This is a genomic window from Streptomyces sp. NPDC059371 (genome assembly GCF_042751995.1).
GTDB lineage: Bacteria > Actinomycetota > Actinomycetes > Streptomycetales > Streptomycetaceae > Streptomyces.
On record NZ_JBHYXD010000002.1, the window covers coordinates 1 to 17,647 of the forward strand.

Annotated in this window: 21 protein-coding genes; 14 read left to right on the forward strand and 7 right to left on the reverse strand. The window is 69.8% G+C overall.

The window, feature by feature from the left end; all coding sequences use genetic code 11:
* Positions 1-116: 116 nt before the first annotated feature.
* Positions 117-803 carry a GPP34 family phosphoprotein gene (locus tag ACFXGX_RS01160; protein WP_384783358.1) on the reverse strand — a complete coding sequence of 229 codons (687 nt, stop codon included), beginning with the start codon at positions 801-803 and terminating at the stop codon, positions 117-119.
* A gap of 303 nt (positions 804-1,106) precedes the next feature.
* Here ACFXGX_RS01160 and ACFXGX_RS01165 point away from each other — a divergent pair, with 303 nt between their 5' ends.
* The 3 genes from ACFXGX_RS01165 (at position 1,107) to ACFXGX_RS01175 (ending at position 4,837) form a co-directional block, all read left to right on the forward strand.
* Positions 1,107-2,741: an ABC-F family ATP-binding cassette domain-containing protein gene (locus ACFXGX_RS01165; protein WP_384783360.1), complete on the forward strand. Its 1,635-nt coding sequence runs from the start codon at positions 1,107-1,109 to the stop codon at positions 2,739-2,741.
* A gap of 130 nt (positions 2,742-2,871) precedes the next feature.
* Complete coding sequence (gene ddaH, locus ACFXGX_RS01170; RefSeq protein ID WP_384783362.1) at positions 2,872-3,648, forward strand: dimethylargininase; 777 nt, start codon at positions 2,872-2,874, stop codon at positions 3,646-3,648.
* A 211-nt stretch (positions 3,649-3,859) separates the two neighbouring features.
* Positions 3,860-4,837: an acyl-ACP desaturase gene (locus ACFXGX_RS01175; protein WP_384783364.1), complete on the forward strand. Its 978-nt coding sequence runs from the start codon at positions 3,860-3,862 to the stop codon at positions 4,835-4,837.
* Between the two features lie 206 nt (positions 4,838-5,043).
* Here the strand turns inward: ACFXGX_RS01175 and ACFXGX_RS01180 are convergent, their stop codons facing one another.
* The gene (locus tag ACFXGX_RS01180) at positions 5,044-6,261 is read right to left on the reverse strand and encodes an esterase/lipase family protein (RefSeq protein WP_384783366.1); all 1,218 of its coding nucleotides are present in this window, start codon (positions 6,259-6,261) and stop codon (positions 5,044-5,046) included.
* 129 nt (positions 6,262-6,390) lie between these two features.
* Entirely contained in the window at positions 6,391-6,636 is a 246-nt protein-coding gene (locus ACFXGX_RS01185) for a WhiB family transcriptional regulator (RefSeq protein WP_384783368.1), read from the reverse strand.
* Between the two features lie 270 nt (positions 6,637-6,906).
* On the opposite strand from ACFXGX_RS01185, the gene ACFXGX_RS01190 reads away from it, so the two are divergent.
* Positions 6,907-7,698: a VOC family protein gene (locus tag ACFXGX_RS01190; RefSeq protein ID WP_384783370.1), complete on the forward strand. Its 792-nt coding sequence runs from the start codon at positions 6,907-6,909 to the stop codon at positions 7,696-7,698.
* Positions 7,699-7,981: 283 nt separating this feature from the next.
* On the opposite strand, the gene ACFXGX_RS01195 is transcribed toward ACFXGX_RS01190, so the two are convergent.
* The 4 genes from ACFXGX_RS01195 to ACFXGX_RS01210 form a co-directional block, all read right to left on the reverse strand.
* On the reverse strand, positions 7,982-9,019 hold the full coding sequence (locus tag ACFXGX_RS01195) for a LacI family DNA-binding transcriptional regulator (RefSeq protein ID WP_384783372.1): 1,038 nt from the start codon (positions 9,017-9,019) through the stop codon (positions 7,982-7,984).
* A gap of 146 nt (positions 9,020-9,165) precedes the next feature.
* Entirely contained in the window at positions 9,166-10,182 is a 1,017-nt protein-coding gene (gene ligD / locus ACFXGX_RS01200) for a non-homologous end-joining DNA ligase (protein ID WP_384783374.1), read from the reverse strand.
* A 153-nt stretch (positions 10,183-10,335) separates the two neighbouring features.
* Positions 10,336-11,544 (reverse strand): tyrosine recombinase XerC, encoded by a 1,209-nt coding sequence (gene xerC / locus ACFXGX_RS01205; protein WP_384783376.1) that lies wholly within the window; start codon positions 11,542-11,544, stop codon positions 10,336-10,338.
* Between the two features lie 73 nt (positions 11,545-11,617).
* Positions 11,618-12,472: a hypothetical protein gene (locus tag ACFXGX_RS01210; RefSeq protein WP_384783378.1), complete on the reverse strand. Its 855-nt coding sequence runs from the start codon at positions 12,470-12,472 to the stop codon at positions 11,618-11,620.
* Between the two features lie 116 nt (positions 12,473-12,588).
* Here ACFXGX_RS01210 and ACFXGX_RS01215 point away from each other — a divergent pair, with 116 nt between their 5' ends.
* The 10 genes from ACFXGX_RS01215 to ACFXGX_RS01260 all read left to right on the forward strand — a co-directional run bounded on the left by ACFXGX_RS01215 (position 12,589) and on the right by ACFXGX_RS01260 (position 17,646).
* A complete protein-coding gene (locus tag ACFXGX_RS01215; protein WP_382781485.1) occupies positions 12,589-12,825 on the forward strand; it encodes a helix-turn-helix transcriptional regulator in 237 nt (78 codons plus the stop codon).
* Positions 12,825-13,040, forward strand: coding sequence for a helix-turn-helix transcriptional regulator (locus ACFXGX_RS01220; protein WP_384783381.1), 216 nt, complete (start codon positions 12,825-12,827; stop codon positions 13,038-13,040). The genes ACFXGX_RS01215 and ACFXGX_RS01220 overlap by 1 nt, the downstream gene beginning before the upstream one ends.
* Before the next feature lie 136 nt (positions 13,041-13,176).
* The gene (locus ACFXGX_RS01225) at positions 13,177-13,659 is read left to right on the forward strand and encodes a hypothetical protein (protein WP_384783383.1); all 483 of its coding nucleotides are present in this window, start codon (positions 13,177-13,179) and stop codon (positions 13,657-13,659) included.
* Complete coding sequence (locus tag ACFXGX_RS01230) at positions 13,656-13,853, forward strand: hypothetical protein (RefSeq protein ID WP_384783385.1); 198 nt, start codon at positions 13,656-13,658, stop codon at positions 13,851-13,853. The genes ACFXGX_RS01225 and ACFXGX_RS01230 overlap by 4 nt, the downstream gene beginning before the upstream one ends.
* Positions 13,850-15,937: an AAA family ATPase gene (locus ACFXGX_RS01235; RefSeq protein ID WP_384783387.1), complete on the forward strand. Its 2,088-nt coding sequence runs from the start codon at positions 13,850-13,852 to the stop codon at positions 15,935-15,937. The genes ACFXGX_RS01230 and ACFXGX_RS01235 overlap by 4 nt, the downstream gene beginning before the upstream one ends.
* A gap of 6 nt (positions 15,938-15,943) precedes the next feature.
* Complete coding sequence (locus ACFXGX_RS01240) at positions 15,944-16,264, forward strand: hypothetical protein (protein ID WP_384783388.1); 321 nt, start codon at positions 15,944-15,946, stop codon at positions 16,262-16,264.
* Positions 16,261-16,503, forward strand: a complete 243-nt coding sequence (locus ACFXGX_RS01245) for a hypothetical protein (RefSeq protein WP_384783389.1) — start codon at positions 16,261-16,263, stop codon at positions 16,501-16,503. The genes ACFXGX_RS01240 and ACFXGX_RS01245 overlap by 4 nt, the downstream gene beginning before the upstream one ends.
* A gap of 12 nt (positions 16,504-16,515) precedes the next feature.
* On the forward strand, positions 16,516-16,719 hold the full coding sequence (locus ACFXGX_RS01250) for a hypothetical protein (RefSeq protein WP_384783391.1): 204 nt from the start codon (positions 16,516-16,518) through the stop codon (positions 16,717-16,719).
* A gap of 412 nt (positions 16,720-17,131) precedes the next feature.
* Entirely contained in the window at positions 17,132-17,482 is a 351-nt protein-coding gene (locus ACFXGX_RS01255) for a helix-turn-helix domain-containing protein (protein WP_384783393.1), read from the forward strand.
* Positions 17,479-17,646, forward strand: a complete 168-nt coding sequence (locus tag ACFXGX_RS01260) for a hypothetical protein (RefSeq protein WP_384783395.1) — start codon at positions 17,479-17,481, stop codon at positions 17,644-17,646. Before ACFXGX_RS01255 ends, ACFXGX_RS01260 begins: the two co-directional genes overlap by 4 nt.
* The last annotated feature ends 1 nt before the right edge of the window (position 17,647 follow it).

The window sequence follows — 17,647 nt, forward strand, 5'->3', positions numbered from 1 at the left end:
GGGGGGGGGGGGCGCCCGGCGGGGCGGGCCCCCCCCGGCGGCGGGCGGCGGGGGGGCCCCCGCCCCCCCCCCCCGGCCCGCGCCGCCCGTTCGGCCCGTCGTGGCCGCCACCGCGTTCAGTTCGACGTCGTCGTGGCAGCGGTCGTGGAGGAGGCCGTGGTGGCCGCCACGACCACCGCCGTGCGCACGTCCTGGATGACCTTCCTCAGGGCGGGAGCCGCCGCGCCCCCGCGCTCGGTGAGCTCGTCGATGCGGGCCCGGTGGAGCCTGCGCTCCTTGGACGACGCGAAGGTGCGCAGCTCGGCGGCGGTAGCCAGGGCGACGAGGGCCGCGTCGCGATCACCGACGTCGGCGACGGGCACCGGCCCCTCCAGCACCTCCCGCGCGTCCTCGCGCAGGGCTTCCACCACGGCGACCCGGTCCAGCTCGTACTCGACGGACGGGAAGATCCCGAAGACCCGCTTGCGCTCGGCCCGCAGGTATCCCTCGGCCGCGAGCTGGGCGCGGACCGCGTCCAGGGTGACCCGGGCCCGTGAGGTGACCCACGGCTTCCACCGCCGGGGCCGGGACTCCGCCACGAGTTCCAGGAGCCCGTCGAGAACGACGTCCCCGGTCCGGGAGTCGGCGTCGACGGGGGTGACGATGCCGTCGTCGTCGACGAGCAGCCCGCGCTGGGCGAGCTCGGTGAGGGCGCCGGCGCGCACCAGGTGGTGGAGGTGGGTGGACCCGGTGAGCCTTCCCTTCGTGGTGTCCCACGCCAGGAGGTAGAGCCGGGCGGGCAACGAGAGCGAGCCGTTCGGCACGGGATCTCCTCGGTTCGTCGGTGGGGAGCGTTAATCCTTTGACAGCCCTCAGGACCGTCCCTACGGTGTGAAGCGGTTCTGTTGCCGTCGAATGGAGAAGGACGTTGCTCGTCTGAGGTCGGAGACACCGCGTCACACAGCCGGTCCCGTCGGACCCGCGTGTGCGCAGCGTGCGACCTCGGCGTTCGAGCCGTCCCAGGGTGCGGAGCCCGTTCTTCCCGCTCTCCTCCGAACCGGATCGTCGTCGCCTCGCGGTGTCCCGTACGCGTACCCCCGACCGCATCCAGCAATCGCGAGGACCTCATGTCAACGTTCCCCACCTCCGTCACCTGTACCTCCCTGTCCTTCGCCTGGCCGGACGGCACCGAGGTCTTCGACGGTCTCCAGGTCGCCTTCGGACCAGGCGTCACCGGACTCGTCGGCGTCAACGGCTCCGGCAAGTCGACCCTGTTGAAGCTGATCGCCGGAGAGCTCACCCCGGCCGACGGCACCGTCCGGGTCGCGGGCGAGGTCGGCCGTCTGCCGCAGAACGTCACCCTCGACACCGCGCTGCGGGTCGACGAGGCGCTCGGCATCCGCGCGGTCCGTGCCGCCCTGCACGCGATCGAGGCGGGCGACGTGTCCGAGGAGCACTTCGATGTCGTCGGCGACGACTGGGACGTCGAGGAGCGCGCCCGCGCGACCCTCGGCGAACTCGGCCTCGGACACATCGGCCTGGACCGCGGGATCGGTGAGGTGTCCGGCGGCGAGTCGGTGCTGCTGCGGCTGGCCGCGCTCCTGCTCCGCCGGCCCGACGTCCTCCTGCTCGACGAACCCACCAACAACCTCGACCTGTACGCGCGACAGCGGCTGTACGCGGCCGTGGAAGCCTGGTCCGGAGTCATGATCGTGGTCAGTCACGACCGCCAACTCCTCGATCTGGCCGACCAGATCGCCGATCTGCACTCCGGCGAGGTCACCTGGTACGGCGGGAACTTCTCCGCGTACGAGGAGGCGCTCGCCGCCGAACAGGAGGCGGCGGAGCGCATGGTGCGCGTCGCCGAGTCCGATCTGAAGAAGCAGAAGCGCGAACTGGTCGACGCTCAGGTCAAGTTGGCCCGGCGCAGGCGGTACGGGCAGAAGATGAACGACCAGAAGCGCGAACCGAAGATCGTCATGGGAGCGCGCAAACGGTCGGCCCAGGAGTCCGCGGGCAGGCACCGGCTCCTGCACGAGGGCAGGCTGAGCGAGGCGAAGGAGCGTCTCGACGAGGCGGTGGAGGCCGTACGGGACGACGACGTGATCCGGATCGACCTGCCGTACACGGCGGTGCCACCGGGGCGTGACGTCCTCACCCTCGACCGGCTGGAGCTGAAGCACGGCGCACGGGTGAACGGCGTGTTCGATCTGCGCGGACCCGAACGCGTCGCGATCGTCGGGCGCAACGGATCGGGCAAGACGACACTGCTGCGCACGATCGCCGGGGAACTGGACGCCGTGTCCGGCGAGGCGCACGCCCACGTGCCCCTGCGCTTCCTGCCCCAGCGGCTCGATGTCCTCGACGACGAGCTGACGGTCGCCGAGAACGTGGCCCGGTACGCGCCCGCCGCCACGCGCAACCGGATCCGGGCCCGGCTCGCCCGCTTCCTGTTCAAGGGAACGAAGGCCGACCAGCGGGCGGCGACGCTCTCCGGCGGCGAACGTTTCCGCGCCGCGCTCGCGGCCCTGATGCTGGCCGACCCCGCCCCGCAACTCCTGATGCTCGACGAGCCGACGAACAACCTCGACATGGCGAGCGTCCACCAGCTCACCACGGCCCTGGAGTCGTACGAAGGGGCACTGATCGTCGCCAGCCACGACATGCCGTTCCTGGAGTCGATCGGCATCACGCGACGGCTGCTGCTGGAAGGAGGAGAACTGAAAGAAATCGCTCCGGAAACTGTCGGGTATTCCTCATAGTGCGGAGAGCGGAGGCGGCCTAGCGTCGGGGGTGGGCGGTGCCCGGCGTCGGGCCGGGGGTCTTCTGCGTGCGGGAACCGCACTGCATGATGGTGCGTTCGACACTCCCAGCCGATTCGGAGACCCGCCCGTGCCCAGTCAGAAAGCGCTCGTCCGCCGGCCCGGCCCCCGCCTCGCCGAGGGGCTGGTGACCCACGTGGAACGCACGGAGGTGGACGTCGATCTCGCGGTCGAGCAGTGGGAGGCGTACACCGAGTCGCTGCGGACGCACGGCTGGGAGACGGTCGAGGTGGACCCGGCCGAGGACTGCCCGGACGCGGTGTTCGTCGAGGACGCCGTCGTCGTCTTCCGCAATGTCGCGCTCATCGCCCGGCCCGGCGCGGAGTCCCGCCGGGCCGAGACGCCGGGGGTCGAGGAGGCCGTGGCACGCCTCGGCTGCTCGGTGAACTGGATCTGGGATCCGGGCACCCTCGACGGCGGCGACATCCTGAAGGTGGGCGACACGATCTACGTCGGCCGCGGCGGCCGGACGAACGCGGCCGGGGTCCAGCAGGTGCGCGCCGCCTTCGAACCGCTCGGGGCGCGGGTCGTCGCCGTTCCCGTCAGCAAGGTGCTGCATCTGAAGTCGGCGGTCACCGCTCTGCCCGACGGGACGGTGATCGGGCACGAGTCGCTCGTGGACACGCCCTCGCTGTTCCCGCGCTTCCTGGCCGTCCCGGAGGAGTCCGGGGCGCACGTGGTGCTCCTGGGCGGCGGGAAGCTGCTGATGGCCGCGTCCGCCCCGAAGACCGCGGAACTCCTCGCGGACCTCGGCCATGAACCGGTCGTGGTGGACATCAGCGAGTTCGAGAAGCTCGAAGGCTGTGTGACATGCCTCTCGGTGAGGCTTCGGGAGCTGTACGTCTGAAGGAGTGAGCGAGTCATCCGAACGGTCCCGGCCCTTCGCCGCCCCGGGCCTCTCCGGCATGGGCCGGAAGGGGCGCGTCCTCGCCCGCAACGCCGCTGATCAGCGGTCTTTACGGGCTCCTTAACCTACGGAGACGTAACCTACGGAGACGTAGCCTACGATGCCGTAGGTTAGATTTTCCGCTTGTTGTCCCGTCCCCCCTGGAGCACCAGTGACGATCACTTCCCCCGACCTCGGCAGCCCGGCAGCCGCCTGGACCGACGCTCGTCTGCTGTACGCGCTGGAGGAAGTCGTCGAGACGGAGCTCAACCGCCACCTGAAGGTGGCCAAGGACTGGATGCCGCACGAGTACGTGCCCTTCAGCGACGCCCGCAACTTCCCGGGGCTCTTCGAGGACGGCGAGGCCTGGGACAAGGAGCAGTCCAAGGTCACCGAGATCGGCCGGATCGCGCTGGTCGTCAACCTGCTCACCGAGGACAACCTCCCGAGCTACCACCACGAGATCGCGTCCCTGTTCGGCCGTGACGGCGCCTGGGGCACCTGGGTGCACCGCTGGACGGCGGAGGAGGGCCGGCACGGCATCGTGATGCGCGACTACCTGCTCGCCTCGCGCGCGGTGGACCCGGACAAGCTCGAGGCCTTCCGTATGCAGCACATGAGCGAGGGCTTCGAGTCGGACAACCGCCACTCGATGCTGCACTCGGTCGCGTACGTCGCCTTCCAGGAGCTGGCGACCCGCATCTCGCACCGCAACACCGGGCACCAGTCGGGCGACCCGGTCTGCGACCGCATGCTGGCGCGCATCGCGACCGACGAGAACCTGCACATGGTCTTCTACCGCAACCTCCTGAAGGCCGCGTTCGAGCTGGCCCCCGACCTGACCATGCAGGCCGTCCGTGACGTCGTCGTCAACTTCCGGATGCCCGGTCACGGCATGCCCGGCTTCGAGCGCATGGCCGCGCAGATGGCCATCGGCGAGGTCTACAACATGCGCATCCACCACGACGACGTGCTCCAGCCGGTGCTGCGGCACCTCAGGGTCCTGGAGATCGACGGCCTCGGCCCCGAGGGCCTCAAGGCCCAGGAGGAGCTCGGCTACTTCATGGGCGGCCTGGACGCCGAGGCCTCGAAGTTCGACGAGAAGCTCGCCGCCCGCAAGGCCCGGATGGCGGCCCGCGCCACCGCGTGACGCCTCCCGGGCAGACATGAACGGGCGCGGGCGCCCCGGCAGGGTTCAGGTCCCGCCGGGGCGCCCGCACATGCCGTGGCCCCGTGGGCCACGCCCGGTCCCGCGGCTGCCCGGTCCCCGACCGGTCCGGTCCCGGGCCGGTCCGACCCCTGGCCGGTCTGTCCCCGGGCCGGTCTGTCCCCGGGCCGATCTGATCCCGGGCCGGTCTAGTCCGGGAGCCGGTCCAGGACCCACTCCCCGATCTCCGGCGTCATGATGGCGTGCGGGTCGTTGTCCCCCGAGAGCAGGAAGTCGTCGAGATCCGACTCCTCCGGGGGCAGCTCGTCGATGCCGGCGTACAGATCCTCCTGCCGGTCCAGGTCACGGATGGCGACCGCGCTGACGGAGGGAACGAAGCACACGGACCGGTGCACCATGTCGACGTTCTCGCCGAACGCCGTCAGCGTGTCCCCGACGATGCCGAACGACTCGAGCGTCCCGCCGGGCGCGCCGTCGAGTTCGGGGAACCCGCTCGTGGTGATCGTGTACGGACCGCCGAGGACGCCGTCGAGCACGGCCACCTCCGCGGCCTCGCCCTTGGGCTGGGCGAGGAAGTACGTGCCGTCGAAGAGCGGCCCGGCACAGGTCAGCGCCTTCGCCCCGGCGCGCACCCCGTTGCCCACGCCGTCACCGCGCCCGCTGGACACCCCGATCAGGCGCGGGATGCGCGGCCAGCCGCCCACCCGCTCCAGCTGCTCCTTGAACTCCCTGCGCTGCGAGCTCTCCTTCGGCGTGCCGTCGAGAGCGTCCAGGTAGCGCCAGAGCATCTGCTGCGAGGCCGGGCTGCCGATCTGCCGCAGGTAGGTGTCGTCGCCGGCGTCGGCGAGGTAGTGCGCCAACGCCTGGAGTCCGATCGGCACCCACGCTCCCCGGTGCGGGCTGTCGAACGACACATAGACCCCGACCCGGTGGTCCATGCGCTGCATCTCCATCTTGGCCAGCGCGTAGCGGGCGACGATGCCGCCCATGCTGAACCCGCCCACGAGCAGCCGGGTGTCGCCGAGCTGTTCGGCGACGGTCCGCATGATCGCGGCGGTCATCGTCTCGGCGTTGCGCAGGATCGACTCGCTCCGCTCGTCGAACCCGACGAGGACCAGCGTGCGTCCCCGCCGCCGCAGTTCGCTGATGAACGGGAACCTGCCGTTCTCCAGCCCGTCCCACAGCCAGTCGAAATCGGTCGGCCCCAGGTTGAACCCGTCGGCCAGGACCACCGGCCGGACCACGCCCTTGTGGCCCTGCCCGTAGTACACCCGGGCACTGCCGCCCGGTAGCTGCCATTCCTCGTCGGCCCGGGGAGCCTGCGCGGGCGCGGGCTCCCCCATCGGAGTGACGAGTCCGATCGACCCTGCGGCTTTCGTTGCTTTGGTGGCCTTGCTGTCGGCCATGACGTCCCTTTCGGTGTCGGTGACAACGATCAGAGGACGTCATACGCAGATTTGGCACTGTCCAAGCGCATATGCCAATCAGCTCACTCCGATGAACCACGACGGCAGTCGAAAGGAGGTGGGCGCTTGTCACTCCAGGGCGCGCCGCAGGCCGAGACGCTCCTTCTCGGAGAGTCCGCCCCACACGCCGAAGCGTTCGTCGTTGCTGATCGCGTATTCGAGGCACGCGGGACGCATCGCGCACATCCCGCAGATCCGCTTGGCCTCGCGCACCGAGCTGCCCGGCTCGGGAAAGAAGAAGTCCGCCCCCGTCTGCGCGCACAACGCCTGCTCCTGCCAGGCGAGGTCGGACGGAGTGATGGTTACCGAGTACATGGTCACAGCGTGCCCGGCGGCGAAAAACGTTCGATCAACGCGGGATCAACGCGGTGTACCAAGGCTTCCGGCGGCCTCGATGATGGCCCCGCGGGAAGGCCTCGGGCACGGCGGCGCGCGGGAGAACCCTGCGACGATACGAATTCCGGCGGCCACTCGGAGTGACGGGCGCCGCCGCTCCGGGCGGTTTGCGCATCTCTGGAGCGATTGTCGGTGGGCGGTGGAAGACTCGGCACCAAAGGCAACGGGACCCCTCAAAGGAGGGCAATCATGCTCACCACCAGCTTTGTCAACGGCTCCCCGAACTGGCTGGATGTCGGCACGGCCGACATCGAAGGCGCCATCGCCTTCTACGGAGGCCTCTTCGGCTGGCGGTTCCAGTCGGCGGGGCCGGACGCCGGTGGCTACGGCTTCTTCCAGGTGGACGGCAAGACCGTGGCCGGGGGTATGCAGATCACCGCCGAGCAGGGCCCGCCGTCCTGGAACGTCTACTTCCAAACGGCGGACGCCGAGGCCACCGCCAAGGCGGTCGAGCAGCACAAGGGCACGGTGCTCATGCCGCCCATGGACGTGATGGGCGAGGGTCACATGGCCATGCTCGCCGATCAGGCGGGCGTGACCTTCGGTGTGTGGCAGCCCGGCCGGACCAAGGGCCTGGGCATTGCCGGCGACCCGGGTTCGCTGTGCTGGGTCGAGCTCTGCACACCGGACATCGCGGCGGCCGCCGGGTTCTACAACGCCGTCTTCGGGTGGCACACAACGGCGGCTCAGTTCCCGGGCGGGACCTATACCTGCGTCAACCCGGCGGAGACCGAGGAGGCGGGCATGTTCGGCGGTCTGATGCCGCTCGCGGACGACCCGGTCGAGGCGAGGACCGGCGCGTACTGGCTGCCGTACATCGAGGTCCCCGACACGGACGCCGTGGTCGCCAGGGCCGGGGAACTCGGCGGCGCGGTCCGTATGCCCGCCACGGACATGGAGGGCGTCGGCCGCATGGCCAAGCTCGCCGATCCGTACGGGGCGCGCTTCGCGGTGATCAAGAGCGCCCCTCAGCAGAGCTGAATCTTCCGGGGCGCCGGGGCCGGCGCGGGGCGGCCCACGGACCTCGCGCCGAGCGACCGTGCGTCCTGCGCCGGGGCTGCCGTCACGGCCGTCGCCGGGGCTGCGCGCCGACGCCCACCGCCCGTGCCGAGGGCCCACGTGCCCGCAGCCGAGGCCCTGTCGTGCCGCCATCGCCGGCCCACGCCCGGGGCCGGCGCGCCACGGCCTCCAGCCCTGGATCGAAGCCCGTCGCGCCACGGTCTTCAGCCCCGGATCGAAGCCCGTCGCGCCGCGGTCTTCGGCCCTACGCCGAGGCCCGTCGTACGATCGTCGTCGGCAGGACCACTCCGGCGGGATCGGGCGCCGGGTCCTGCGCCGCGGGGCCGCCCTCAAGACCGCGGATCAGCAGCCGGGCCATCAACCGGCCCATCTCCTCTATTTCCTGACGCACCGTCGTCAGCGGCGGATCCGTCTGTTCGGCGATCGGCAGCATGTCGTCGAAGCCGATCACGGCAACGTCCTCGGGCACCCGTCGTCCGTACTCACGCAGCACACGCAGCACGCCGAGGGCCGACAGGTCGTTCGCCACGAACACCGCGTCGACGTCGGGGCGGCGCTCCAGCAATTCCCGCATCGCTCGTTCGCCGCCGGCGGGGGTGAAGTCCCCCTGCGCGACGAGTTCCGGACCGGCGTCGGCCATGACGTCCCGGAAGCCGTCGAGCCGGTCGACCGCGGACGTCTGGTCGAGGGCACCGGTGATGTGGGCGACGCGCGTCCGCCCGAGACCGAGGAGATGGCGAACGGCCTGGCGGGCTCCGCCGCGGTTGTCGCAGTCGACGTACACCGCTTCGCGGACGCCGTCGCCCCAGCCGGGCCGTCCACCGAACACCGTCGGCACACCCGCGCCGTGGATGAGGCCCGGCAGCGGGTCGTCGAGGTGCAGGGAGAACACGAGCGCGCCGTCGACATGGCCGCCGGCGAGATAGCGGGCGACACGGGCGTGGTCGTCGCGCCCTTCCGTGAGCAGCAGGACCAGTTGTGAGTCGTTGGCCGTCAGCTCCTTGCTGATGCCCCGGAGTTGGAGCGCGAAGAACGGGTCGGCGAAGACCCGCGTCTCGGGCTCGGCGATCACCACGGCGACCGCGTCGTGGCGCCGGGTGACGAGGCTGCGGGCGGCCTGGTTCGGAACGTAGCCGAGTTCTTCGACGGCCCGGCGCACGCGCTCGACGAGCGGCTCGCGGACTCCGTCCCCACCGTTCACGACCCGTGACACGGTGGCCCGGGAGACCCCGGCCCGCGCGGCCACGGCCTCCAGCGTGGGGCGCGACGCTGTCTCGGTCACCTCAGGGCACCTCCTCGGCGGATGCCGATCAGGATAGCCGCGCGACCGCCCGCTCCGTGGGGGTGCTCCCCGATCATCGAAAACGGCTCGAACCGGTCTCGCCACAGGGTGACTTGGCGGAAAGGGCTCCGGGCCGGCCCCGGGCTCTAGGCGTCCTCGTGTTTCGCGCGGCTCGGCTGCACCCGCTTGGGCTCGCCCGGCATCTTCGGGTACTCGGGCGGGTACGGGAGGTCGCCGAGGCCGTGGTCGTGCTCGTCGCGGCTGGCGAGTTCCAGCAGTGCCTCCAGCGAGAAGGCGTGGTCGTCCATGTCGGCGTGCACGTCGCCGAGTTCGGCGAAGCGGCCCGGCATGGTCGCCAGGTCGAAGTCCCGTGGCCGGGCGTCCTGCACCTCGTCCCAGCGCAGCGGTGCGGAGACCGGGGCGTGCGGGCGGGGACGTACGGAATAGGCCGAGGCGATGGTGCGGTCCCGGGCTGTCTGGTTGTAGTCCACGAAGATCTTCTCGCCCCGCTCCTCCTTCCACCAGGCGGTGGTGACCTGGTCGGGCATACGGCGTTCGAGCTCGCGCCCGACGGCGATGGCGGCCCGGCGCACCTGGGTGAAGGTCCAGCGCGGCCGGATGGGCACGAAGACATGGAGCCCGCGGCCCCCGGAGGTCTTGGGCCAGCCCCGCAGACCGCCGTACTCGTGCAGGACCTCGCGCAGTTCGTGGGCGGCGCGCACCGCGTCGGCGTAGTCCGTGCCGGGCTGCGGGTCGAGGTCGATGCGCAGTTCGTCGGGGCTGTCGACGTCGTCGCGGCGGACCGGCCAGGGATGGAAGGTGAGCGTGCCGAACTGCGCGGCCCACAGCACGGCGGCGGGCTCGGTGGGGCACATCTCGTCGGCGCTGCGGCCGCTGGGGAAGGTGATGTGGGCGGTGGGGATCCAGTCGGGCATGTTCTTGGGCGCCCGCTTCTGGAAGAAGGACTCCCCGGTCACCCCGTCCGGGTAGCGCTCCAGTGTGGTGGGACGGTTGCGCAGGGCTCGCAGGATGCCGTCGCCGACGGCGAGGTAGTACTGGGCGAGATCCAGCTTCGTGAATCCGCGCTCAGGGAAGAAGATCTTGTCCGGGCTGGACAGGCGCACGCTCCTGCCGGCCGCTTCGAGTTCCACCGCATCGCCCATGCGAGCCACGGTAGGCGCAGCTCGCGGGCCCCGCACACCGGGCGGATGCCCGCGCCACCGCGCAGAATCGAAGTATGGTTCTGCGAGATTTCTGATAGATGCAGGTCAGACGCCATATTGACCGACCCTCTCACGCTGTTCTCTCACAATCTCTCACCCCAGCCCGTGTAGACCATCGAGCGCCGCGGCCGCCGAACGAAGATCCTCGGCGTCCGGAGCGACGTACTTGGCCTTGGTGAAGGCCGCGTTGGTGTGCCCCGCCCATGCCGCCAGGACGACATCCGCGACCCCGTTCACGGCGAGGTACTTGAGGACGGCATGCCGCGCGTCGTACAAGCGGACCCGCCTCAGGCCGAGTTGTTCCATGAGCCCGCACGCGTGGTCCCGGAGGTTCCGCGTGTCGAGCGGCACCCCGAGTTCATCGACGAGTACGTACCCGGAGAGGGTGTACCCCTCGCCGGCCGCCAGTCGCTCGCGGGCCTGCAACTTCTTGAAGCTCTTGAGGGAGTCCCAGACCAACCGCGGTAGCGGCAGGGTGCGTTCGCCACTGGTGGTCTTGGTGTCCTTCTCGACGGTGTAGTGATTGCGGACCATCGTCCGGGTGTTGAGCACCGACACGGTGCCGCCGACCAGGTCGACGTCCGGCTCCCAGCGCTGGCCCGCGACTTCGGCCGGCCGCATCCCCATCAGCGACTCCATGAGCGGAGCGCACAGCCGGTCGCTACGGATACCGGAGACGTACTGCTGTACCTCCGCGACGTTCCACGGCTGAACCTTGGTGCTGCGCCGCTTGTCCTGCTTGCGGGCCTGCTTGGGAACGTGGACGTACTCGGCGACGTTCGCCCGGACCATCTGCCGGACGAAGGCGCGGCCGAGGATCTCCTTGAGTCTGGAGAGGATCGTGTCGACGCTGGTGGGGCGCAGCCCGGTCAGGGTCTCGACCGGCTGCTCAGGGTTTCCGGTCTGCACGAGAATGGGTCGACGGCGCCCTTGGGTGAGGAGCCACTGCACGAAGTCGATGCAGTCGTCTTCGGTGAGCGCCTGGAGACGGGTGTCCCCCAGCCTGTTCTTGATGTAGCCGAGCTGGGTCTCGTAGCTGGGGATCGTGGTGGGCTCCAAGTCCTCCTTCTTCTTGGCGAACCACTCGTCGACCCACTCCCCCACCGTGATCTTGTTGGGGACGATAAGGGTGCCTGCGTCCCGCTGGTGACGGAGCCGGTTGTACTCGGCCTCAGCCTCCCGCTTCGTGTCCTTGGTGATCGTGAGCTGCTTGCGCTTGCCGGTCGCGTCGCGGCCCACGTCGACCACGAACCGGTACCGGGTCCTGCCGTTCTTCAGCGTGATCTTTTTGATTTCGGCCATGTCCTCCCCTATTCAAATCGCGCGGCAGTTTCGGGAGCCCTGGCGGCGTCAGCGCGGCATGGCGTGCGCTGCTTCACTCCTGTCCGTCTCCCTTTCCGTCCGCATCGTCACTGGTCGAACCCTCCACATCCCCGTCGGACGCCTCCGCTTGCTGCCTGCGCTCCCATTCGAGAGCCGCGCGATTGTGCTCGATCTGCCGCTCGCGCGTGAACCACGCGACCGAGGCTGCCTTCTGACGTTCCGGCGACATTGAGCTGAAGCCTGCCGCGAGTTCGGCAAGGTTCCCCGGGGGGCTGTCGTACCCCTCGGTGAAGATCCGGCCGAACTCCTCCGGAGTCAGGTCACGCAGCAACGGGCCAGGTTCGGCGCCGGCACGACCCTTGACGCTCGGGCCGAGCCATCCCGCCTTCCTGGCGCGCGAAATCCATGAGCGCACGGTCTCTTCTGGCCGATCGAACTCCTGGGCCATCCGCTTCACGGCGCCCGATGGGCGTCCGGGCGCGGTCTCGGCCAGGTAGGAAACAGCCACGCTGCGCAGGAGTTCGTCGCTCAGAGCGCCCCGCCCGCCAGTGCGTGGCCGGCTCGGTGGGTAGCCGATCAACTTCGGCGGCTCGGAAGACTGCGCGGCGCGGGCTGTAGTGGCGCGGGCCAGGTGCAGGATGTCGCCGACTTGGATGCGCCGCAGGAGACTGCCCGTGATGCCGCTGCCTGTCGGGTCAACGGCCTGCAGCTCCACCCGGGAGATCACCAGGCCCTGAGAGCCTCGGGTGATGTCGCCCTTGGCGAGCCACTCGCCCGAGGCGGGGCGCGCCTCGAACGTGGCCACGACCTTCCCTTCGGCCTGGTCGGCGGAGGCTTCGCGGTCGGCGATGGCGCTGATGTAGACCTCGTCGGGCCCATCGGCGGTGGGGGGCGTGGGTGTAGTCACCTCACGAGCATTGCAAGAAACGCAACGATAGGTCAACACACCAGCCCGGCAGACGTGGCTCACCATGTCGGCAGACATGGTTGACCTGAAGCCACCAGGTCTGCCAAGCTGGCCACATGACAGCCACAGCGCTACGCGTTAGGGCTCGCCTGCTCCTGCACCAGGACCTTCCGGCCCCGGAGGAGCGGCGGGCGATCCGCCTGGCGGCGGGACTCTCGCAGGGGGAACTGGCCGAGGCCATCGGCGTGACCCGGCAGGCCATCAGCAACTGGGAGAGCGGGATCCGCACGCCGAAGGGCGGACACCTTGAGCGGTACGTCACCGCGATCCGCACGCTCCGGAGCGCCGCCTGATGGCCGCGAAGAAGGTCGAGTCGCCGACGCTCGCCGAGGTGAAGAAGTGGCCCGCGACGGTCAACGTCCCGCGTGCCGCTCTCGCTCTCGGCTGTAGCCGGTCGCAGCTCTACGAACTGATCAAGCGTGGCGAGGCACCTGTCCGAACCCTGTCGTTCGGCAGCCGTCACGTCGTGATCACCGCATCTCTCGTGGCGATTCTCGAAGCCGCCTGAGATACGGGCGGCCCGGCCGTCGGTGTCATCACCACCAGCGACCGGGCCTCAGCAACAGACCCACACAGCGAAGCCCCGGGCTCATTGCTTGGACAGCCGGGCCAGGGGCTACGCGGAACAGAACGGATCCATCACCATGGACCAGCTTACGACCAGCCCGACCGCCACCGCCATCACCGCCGAGCCCCAGACCGAAGCGCCTTCGCGTGCCGACCAGGCGGACGGCGACACCACCATCACCTACCTGGCCGCCGCAGTCTTCGTGGCCAATGCCGTGCACGCCGAGGCGATCACCGACCCCGACCCGGCGGGACGCCTCGACAGCATCTGCGACGCCGTGCCTGACGCCATGGCGGAGGTCATTGCCAAGGTCGGTACCAGCCACCCGCTCGCCGACTTCCTCCAGGCGGAGGTCCCCGCCCGGCTGCGGGCTGCCGCAGCCATCGAGCACGCCCGCGCGGAAATCGACCCCGGCTACGGCTACTTGCTCGACTACCTGGTCGAGAACCTGCGGGCCGGGGGCGACCCGTTCGCGATCAGGCAGGCGGCGGAGGACGCGCCGCAGCGGCTCCGTGACCAGCGGGCCGCCGCGCTGACCGACGAGCAGACCCGGGCGTGAACACCCGCACCCCCACTGGGAACCCCGGGGCCACTACGGCTCCGGGGCCTTCCCGGAATGCACTGCTGAACAACCCGTACAGCCTTTCCCTCCGGGAGATCAGAGCCGAGATCCGCCGCTGCGCCGCGAACGGCTGGCAGCTCTGGGAGATCCGTCTCCGCTTCACCCCCAACCGCGAGGACCGCAGCACGTGAGCGAGTACGAGCAGATCATCGAGGGCCTCAACGCCCACGGGAGCCGCCGCAGCGGCGCTTCGGGCTGGCAGTGCTTGGCTCACGATGACCGTGTGGCGTCTCTCTCGGTCAACGAGAGGGACGGCCGGGCCTTGGTGTTCTGCCAGGCCGGATGCGACACGAACGACGTCTTGGCCTCCATCGGAACGAGCTGGAGTCAGCTCCGTCCCCGAACCGATCCCGGGAAAACGTCGTGGGTCGCGAAGTACGAGTACACCGACGAACGCGGCGGCGTCCTGTTCGTCAAGGAACGAGGCGAGCCCAAGACGTTCCGCGTGTACCGGCCGCTCACTGGCGGGCGTCGCCAGTACAAGGACGTGTTCGTCGGCGCGAACCCGGCCCGCCGTGTCCTGTACCGGCTCCCCGCGGTGGTCAAGGCCATCGCCGAGGGCGGCACCGTGTACGTCGTCGAGGGCGAGAAGGATGTTGCCTCCGCCGAACGGGCGGGTGTCACGGCGACCTGCAACTATGACGGCGCGTCCAAGGCTGACCAGCGGCCCAAGTGGCGCCCGGAGTACGGCGACATGCTCAAGGGCGCACACGTCGTCATCGTCGCCGACAACGACGCTGCCGGCCGCGCCCACGCCGCCGCCGCGTATGCCGACCTGAAGCGCAAGGCTGCGTCCGTCCGGGTTGTCCGCGGCCGGGTCGATCGAGAGAAAGCAGACCTGACAGACCACCTTGCTGCCGGGCACAGCATCGACGACCTCGTGCCCCTCGACGCACCCGCTCCACCGGTCGACGACCGCGACGACTTCTCCGCACTCCTCCCGCCCGAGGACATCGAGGAGCAGCCCGTACACCTCGACCCCGAGACGATGTCGTCCGAGGAATACTTCGCGGCCCGCGTGAAGGCGATGCTCAGCGAGTTCCTCGACACCGACGACCTCGACAAGATCACCCCACTCGAACCGCTGCTCGGCGACCTGTTGCAGGTCAACACCCTGTGCCGCGCGGTCGGTCCGTCCGGCTCGTTCAAGTCGTTCGTCCTGCTCGACATGTGCGGCTGCATCGGCACCGGCGTGAAGTGGCACGGCCAGTACGTGAAGCAGGGAACCGTCGTCTACCTCGTCGCCGAGGGCGAGCAGGGCATCCGCAAGCGGGTCCGTGCATGGGAGCAGCAGTACGGGCTGCGCATGGAGAACGTGCGCTTCCTGCCCCGCCCGGTCCAGGCGATGAGCCCCGAGTGGGACGTGCTCATCGCCGCCCTGCAAGAGATCGGTCCGGTCCTGGTTGTGGTCGACACGCAGGCCCGCGTCACGGTCGGCGTCGAGGAGAACTCCAACAAGGAGATGGGCCAGGTCGTAGACCGCCTCGACCAGCTCCGAACCGCCACGAGCGCGTGCGTCGTCATCGTCCATCACACAGGCCACCAGGGCGAGCACGGCCGTGGCGCGTCCGCTGTGAAGGGCGCTCTCCAGTCCGAACTGAACGTGTCCCGCAAGGGCGACAAGCTCTCGAACATCGTCCTCACCGTGAAGTCCGGCAAGCAAAAAGACGAGGACCAGAGCGACGAGTTCGACTTCCGCCTGAAGAAGGTGGCCATCGCCGGGGAGTTCAAGCCCGACGGCAGGGATGTCACGTCCCTGGTACTGGAGCCCCTCGCCCTCGCTCCTCCCGGTGAACGGGAGCCCGAAGAGGGATCGGTCGAGTGGATTGCTCTCCAACTCGACCGGGCCAACGTGCCCGCCGACTTCGGCCGGCGGCGTCTGGCTGATGAGTGCCAGCGGCTCGGATTCAAGGTCGGCAACGACCGGCTGAACGAGGTGGCTGGGCTCCGGAAGCAGCGGTCCCAAGAGCGGTCCTACTCGCAAGTAACACAAACGGTCCTAGATGACGGGACCACTAACGATGATTCCGCAGCTCAGACCGGTCCCGGACCGGTACAGGACCACCCCGGACCGGCACCCAAAAACCGGCGGTCCTCTCCCTCCTCTCTAAGGAGAGGACCGGTGGTGCAAGAGGGTCCAACGTGCTCGATGTGCCACACCCGCCTCGATGCCGACTGGGCAGCGCAAGGCAACGACCGACACGTCGGGTGCTGAACGGCCATGGACATCACCCACTGGACCCAGCAGGCCAAGCGGATCAGCTACGAGGACGCCTACACCTACCGGCAGCTCGCCCAAGACCTCACCAGGCAACTCACCTGGACCGGAGCCACGGACGTCGCCACAGCCCTTCGAGGCCACGTCTACGGATGGACCAGCAGCCACCCGCTCCACAAAGACGTCAAACCGCTGTACGACGCCCTCGGTTGGGAGCAGGCCGCGTTGATCGCCGCCTGGTTCCGCAACCTCGACAACAAGCCTCAGCGGCGCCGGCCGGGCGGCTGGCCCACCACATCCTCCGTGACTAAGGAGCCCGCATGAATGCCGAACCCGCGTTCTCGACCCTCGCCGCCGGAGCCCCCGAGACTCTCGCCGCGCTGGTCAGCAACTACCAGTGCGGAAGCTGCGGCGGCGAGGTCGACACCCTCGTCACCGACAACACCGGGCTGCTCATCGCCAACATCCGGCACGACGACAACTGCCCCGTCCTCAACGGGCACGTCAGCAGCACCGGGGACCTCGCCCGTGCGGTCGACGTCCCCGCCACCTTCCGGCCGTGAACGGAGTCCCTTGTGACCAAGCCCGTGTCCCACGTCGAGCAGCAGGTGCAGGCCCGCATCGCCGCGGCCCGCGTCCGCATCCAGGCAGCGAAGGAACGCCGCGACTCCCTCGCCCAAGCCCGTCAGCGTGGCCTCGCGCACCGGCACGCCCGCAAGCTCCGCAACCTCGCCGAAGCCGAGCAACGCCGCCAGGCCGCCGAGGGTGACGACCAGTAGGAAGAGAGGAGTTCGGCCCCATGTCTCAGCAGTCGTCGCCGCCGGAGTCTGGCGATTCGCGTTTCACCTTCTCCGTGTGTCGGGTGCCTGGCCCACGTGGTCCTCGGCGGGGTGGTCCGTATCCGCGGCTTCGTCTGGATTTCGGGGTGAAGGCGAGAGAGGGGTTGGCGGTGGCGGAGTTGGTGTTGGGGCGGGGGTTCACGTTCCGGGCGGCGGGGGCGGAGTTGGGGTTGTCGGCGACGACGGCGTGGCGCCGGTACTGGTGGTTCATGGATTACACGCTGCCGGGGCGGTGGGGGGTGAAGGCGGGGCGGTTGCCGCCGATGCGTGGGACGCGGGCGTGTCCGCGGGGGCGGCCGTTCATCAAGGAGCTGCATGGCCCGGGTGGGCCGCTACATCGAGGAGGCGACGTATGACGAGGCGTGATCCGCGGAAGCGGGTGGAGGCGCTGTGGCCGTTGGCTGCGGGTAAGTCGCAGCGGGCTGCGGCCGCTGAGGTGGGTGTGCATCCGAGCACGGTGCGCTCGTGGCTCCGGGATCCGGTGTTCGTGGCGGAGTTGGAGCGGGTGCGTGCCGCGGTGGCGGTGAGGCCGCTGGATGCGGAGCGGGTGATGGCGGCGGTGGATGAGGCGGAGGCTCGGCTGGGTGGTCGGGGTCCGGTGACGGTGGTGATTCCGGTGGGTGCGTCTCCGGCTCGGCGTCGGCGGTTGCTGGCGGATGGGATTGCCCGGGTGCTGGAGCGGAGCGAGGAGGGCCGACGGTGACGGGCGAGGGTGAGGCGGCGTCGTGGGCGCGCGAGGAGATCGCCGGGTTGTTGACGGTCCCGGAGTACGGGTCGGAGGCGTGGCATGGGCTGGAGCCCGGGGATCCGCGGCGGCAGGCGGCGTTGGTGTTGGCGGCGGAGCGGTGGCGGGAGGCGCAGCGGTGAG

What these genes read in the sequence shown, in the direction of transcription:
- ACFXGX_RS01165 (WP_384783360.1), top strand. Translation starts at nt 1,107, where the DNA reads ATGTCAACGTTCCCCACCTCCGTCACCTGTACCTCCCTGTCCTTCGCC.
- ACFXGX_RS01180 (WP_384783366.1), bottom strand. Translation starts at nt 6,261, where the DNA reads ATGGCCGACAGCAAGGCCACCAAAGCAACGAAAGCCGCAGGGTCGATC.
- ACFXGX_RS01185 (WP_384783368.1), bottom strand. Translation starts at nt 6,636, where the DNA reads ATGTACTCGGTAACCATCACTCCGTCCGACCTCGCCTGGCAGGAGCAG.
- ACFXGX_RS01190 (WP_384783370.1), top strand. Translation starts at nt 6,907, where the DNA reads ATGCTCACCACCAGCTTTGTCAACGGCTCCCCGAACTGGCTGGATGTC.
- ligD (WP_384783374.1), bottom strand. Translation starts at nt 10,182, where the DNA reads ATGGGCGATGCGGTGGAACTCGAAGCGGCCGGCAGGAGCGTGCGCCTG.
- xerC (WP_384783376.1), bottom strand. Translation starts at nt 11,544, where the DNA reads ATGGCCGAAATCAAAAAGATCACGCTGAAGAACGGCAGGACCCGGTAC.
- ACFXGX_RS01215 (WP_382781485.1), top strand. Translation starts at nt 12,589, where the DNA reads ATGACAGCCACAGCGCTACGCGTTAGGGCTCGCCTGCTCCTGCACCAG.
- ACFXGX_RS01220 (WP_384783381.1), top strand. Translation starts at nt 12,825, where the DNA reads ATGGCCGCGAAGAAGGTCGAGTCGCCGACGCTCGCCGAGGTGAAGAAG.
- ACFXGX_RS01225 (WP_384783383.1), top strand. Translation starts at nt 13,177, where the DNA reads ATGGACCAGCTTACGACCAGCCCGACCGCCACCGCCATCACCGCCGAG.
- ACFXGX_RS01240 (WP_384783388.1), top strand. Translation starts at nt 15,944, where the DNA reads ATGGACATCACCCACTGGACCCAGCAGGCCAAGCGGATCAGCTACGAG.
- ACFXGX_RS01245 (WP_384783389.1), top strand. Translation starts at nt 16,261, where the DNA reads ATGAATGCCGAACCCGCGTTCTCGACCCTCGCCGCCGGAGCCCCCGAG.
- ACFXGX_RS01255 (WP_384783393.1), top strand. Translation starts at nt 17,132, where the DNA reads ATGACGAGGCGTGATCCGCGGAAGCGGGTGGAGGCGCTGTGGCCGTTG.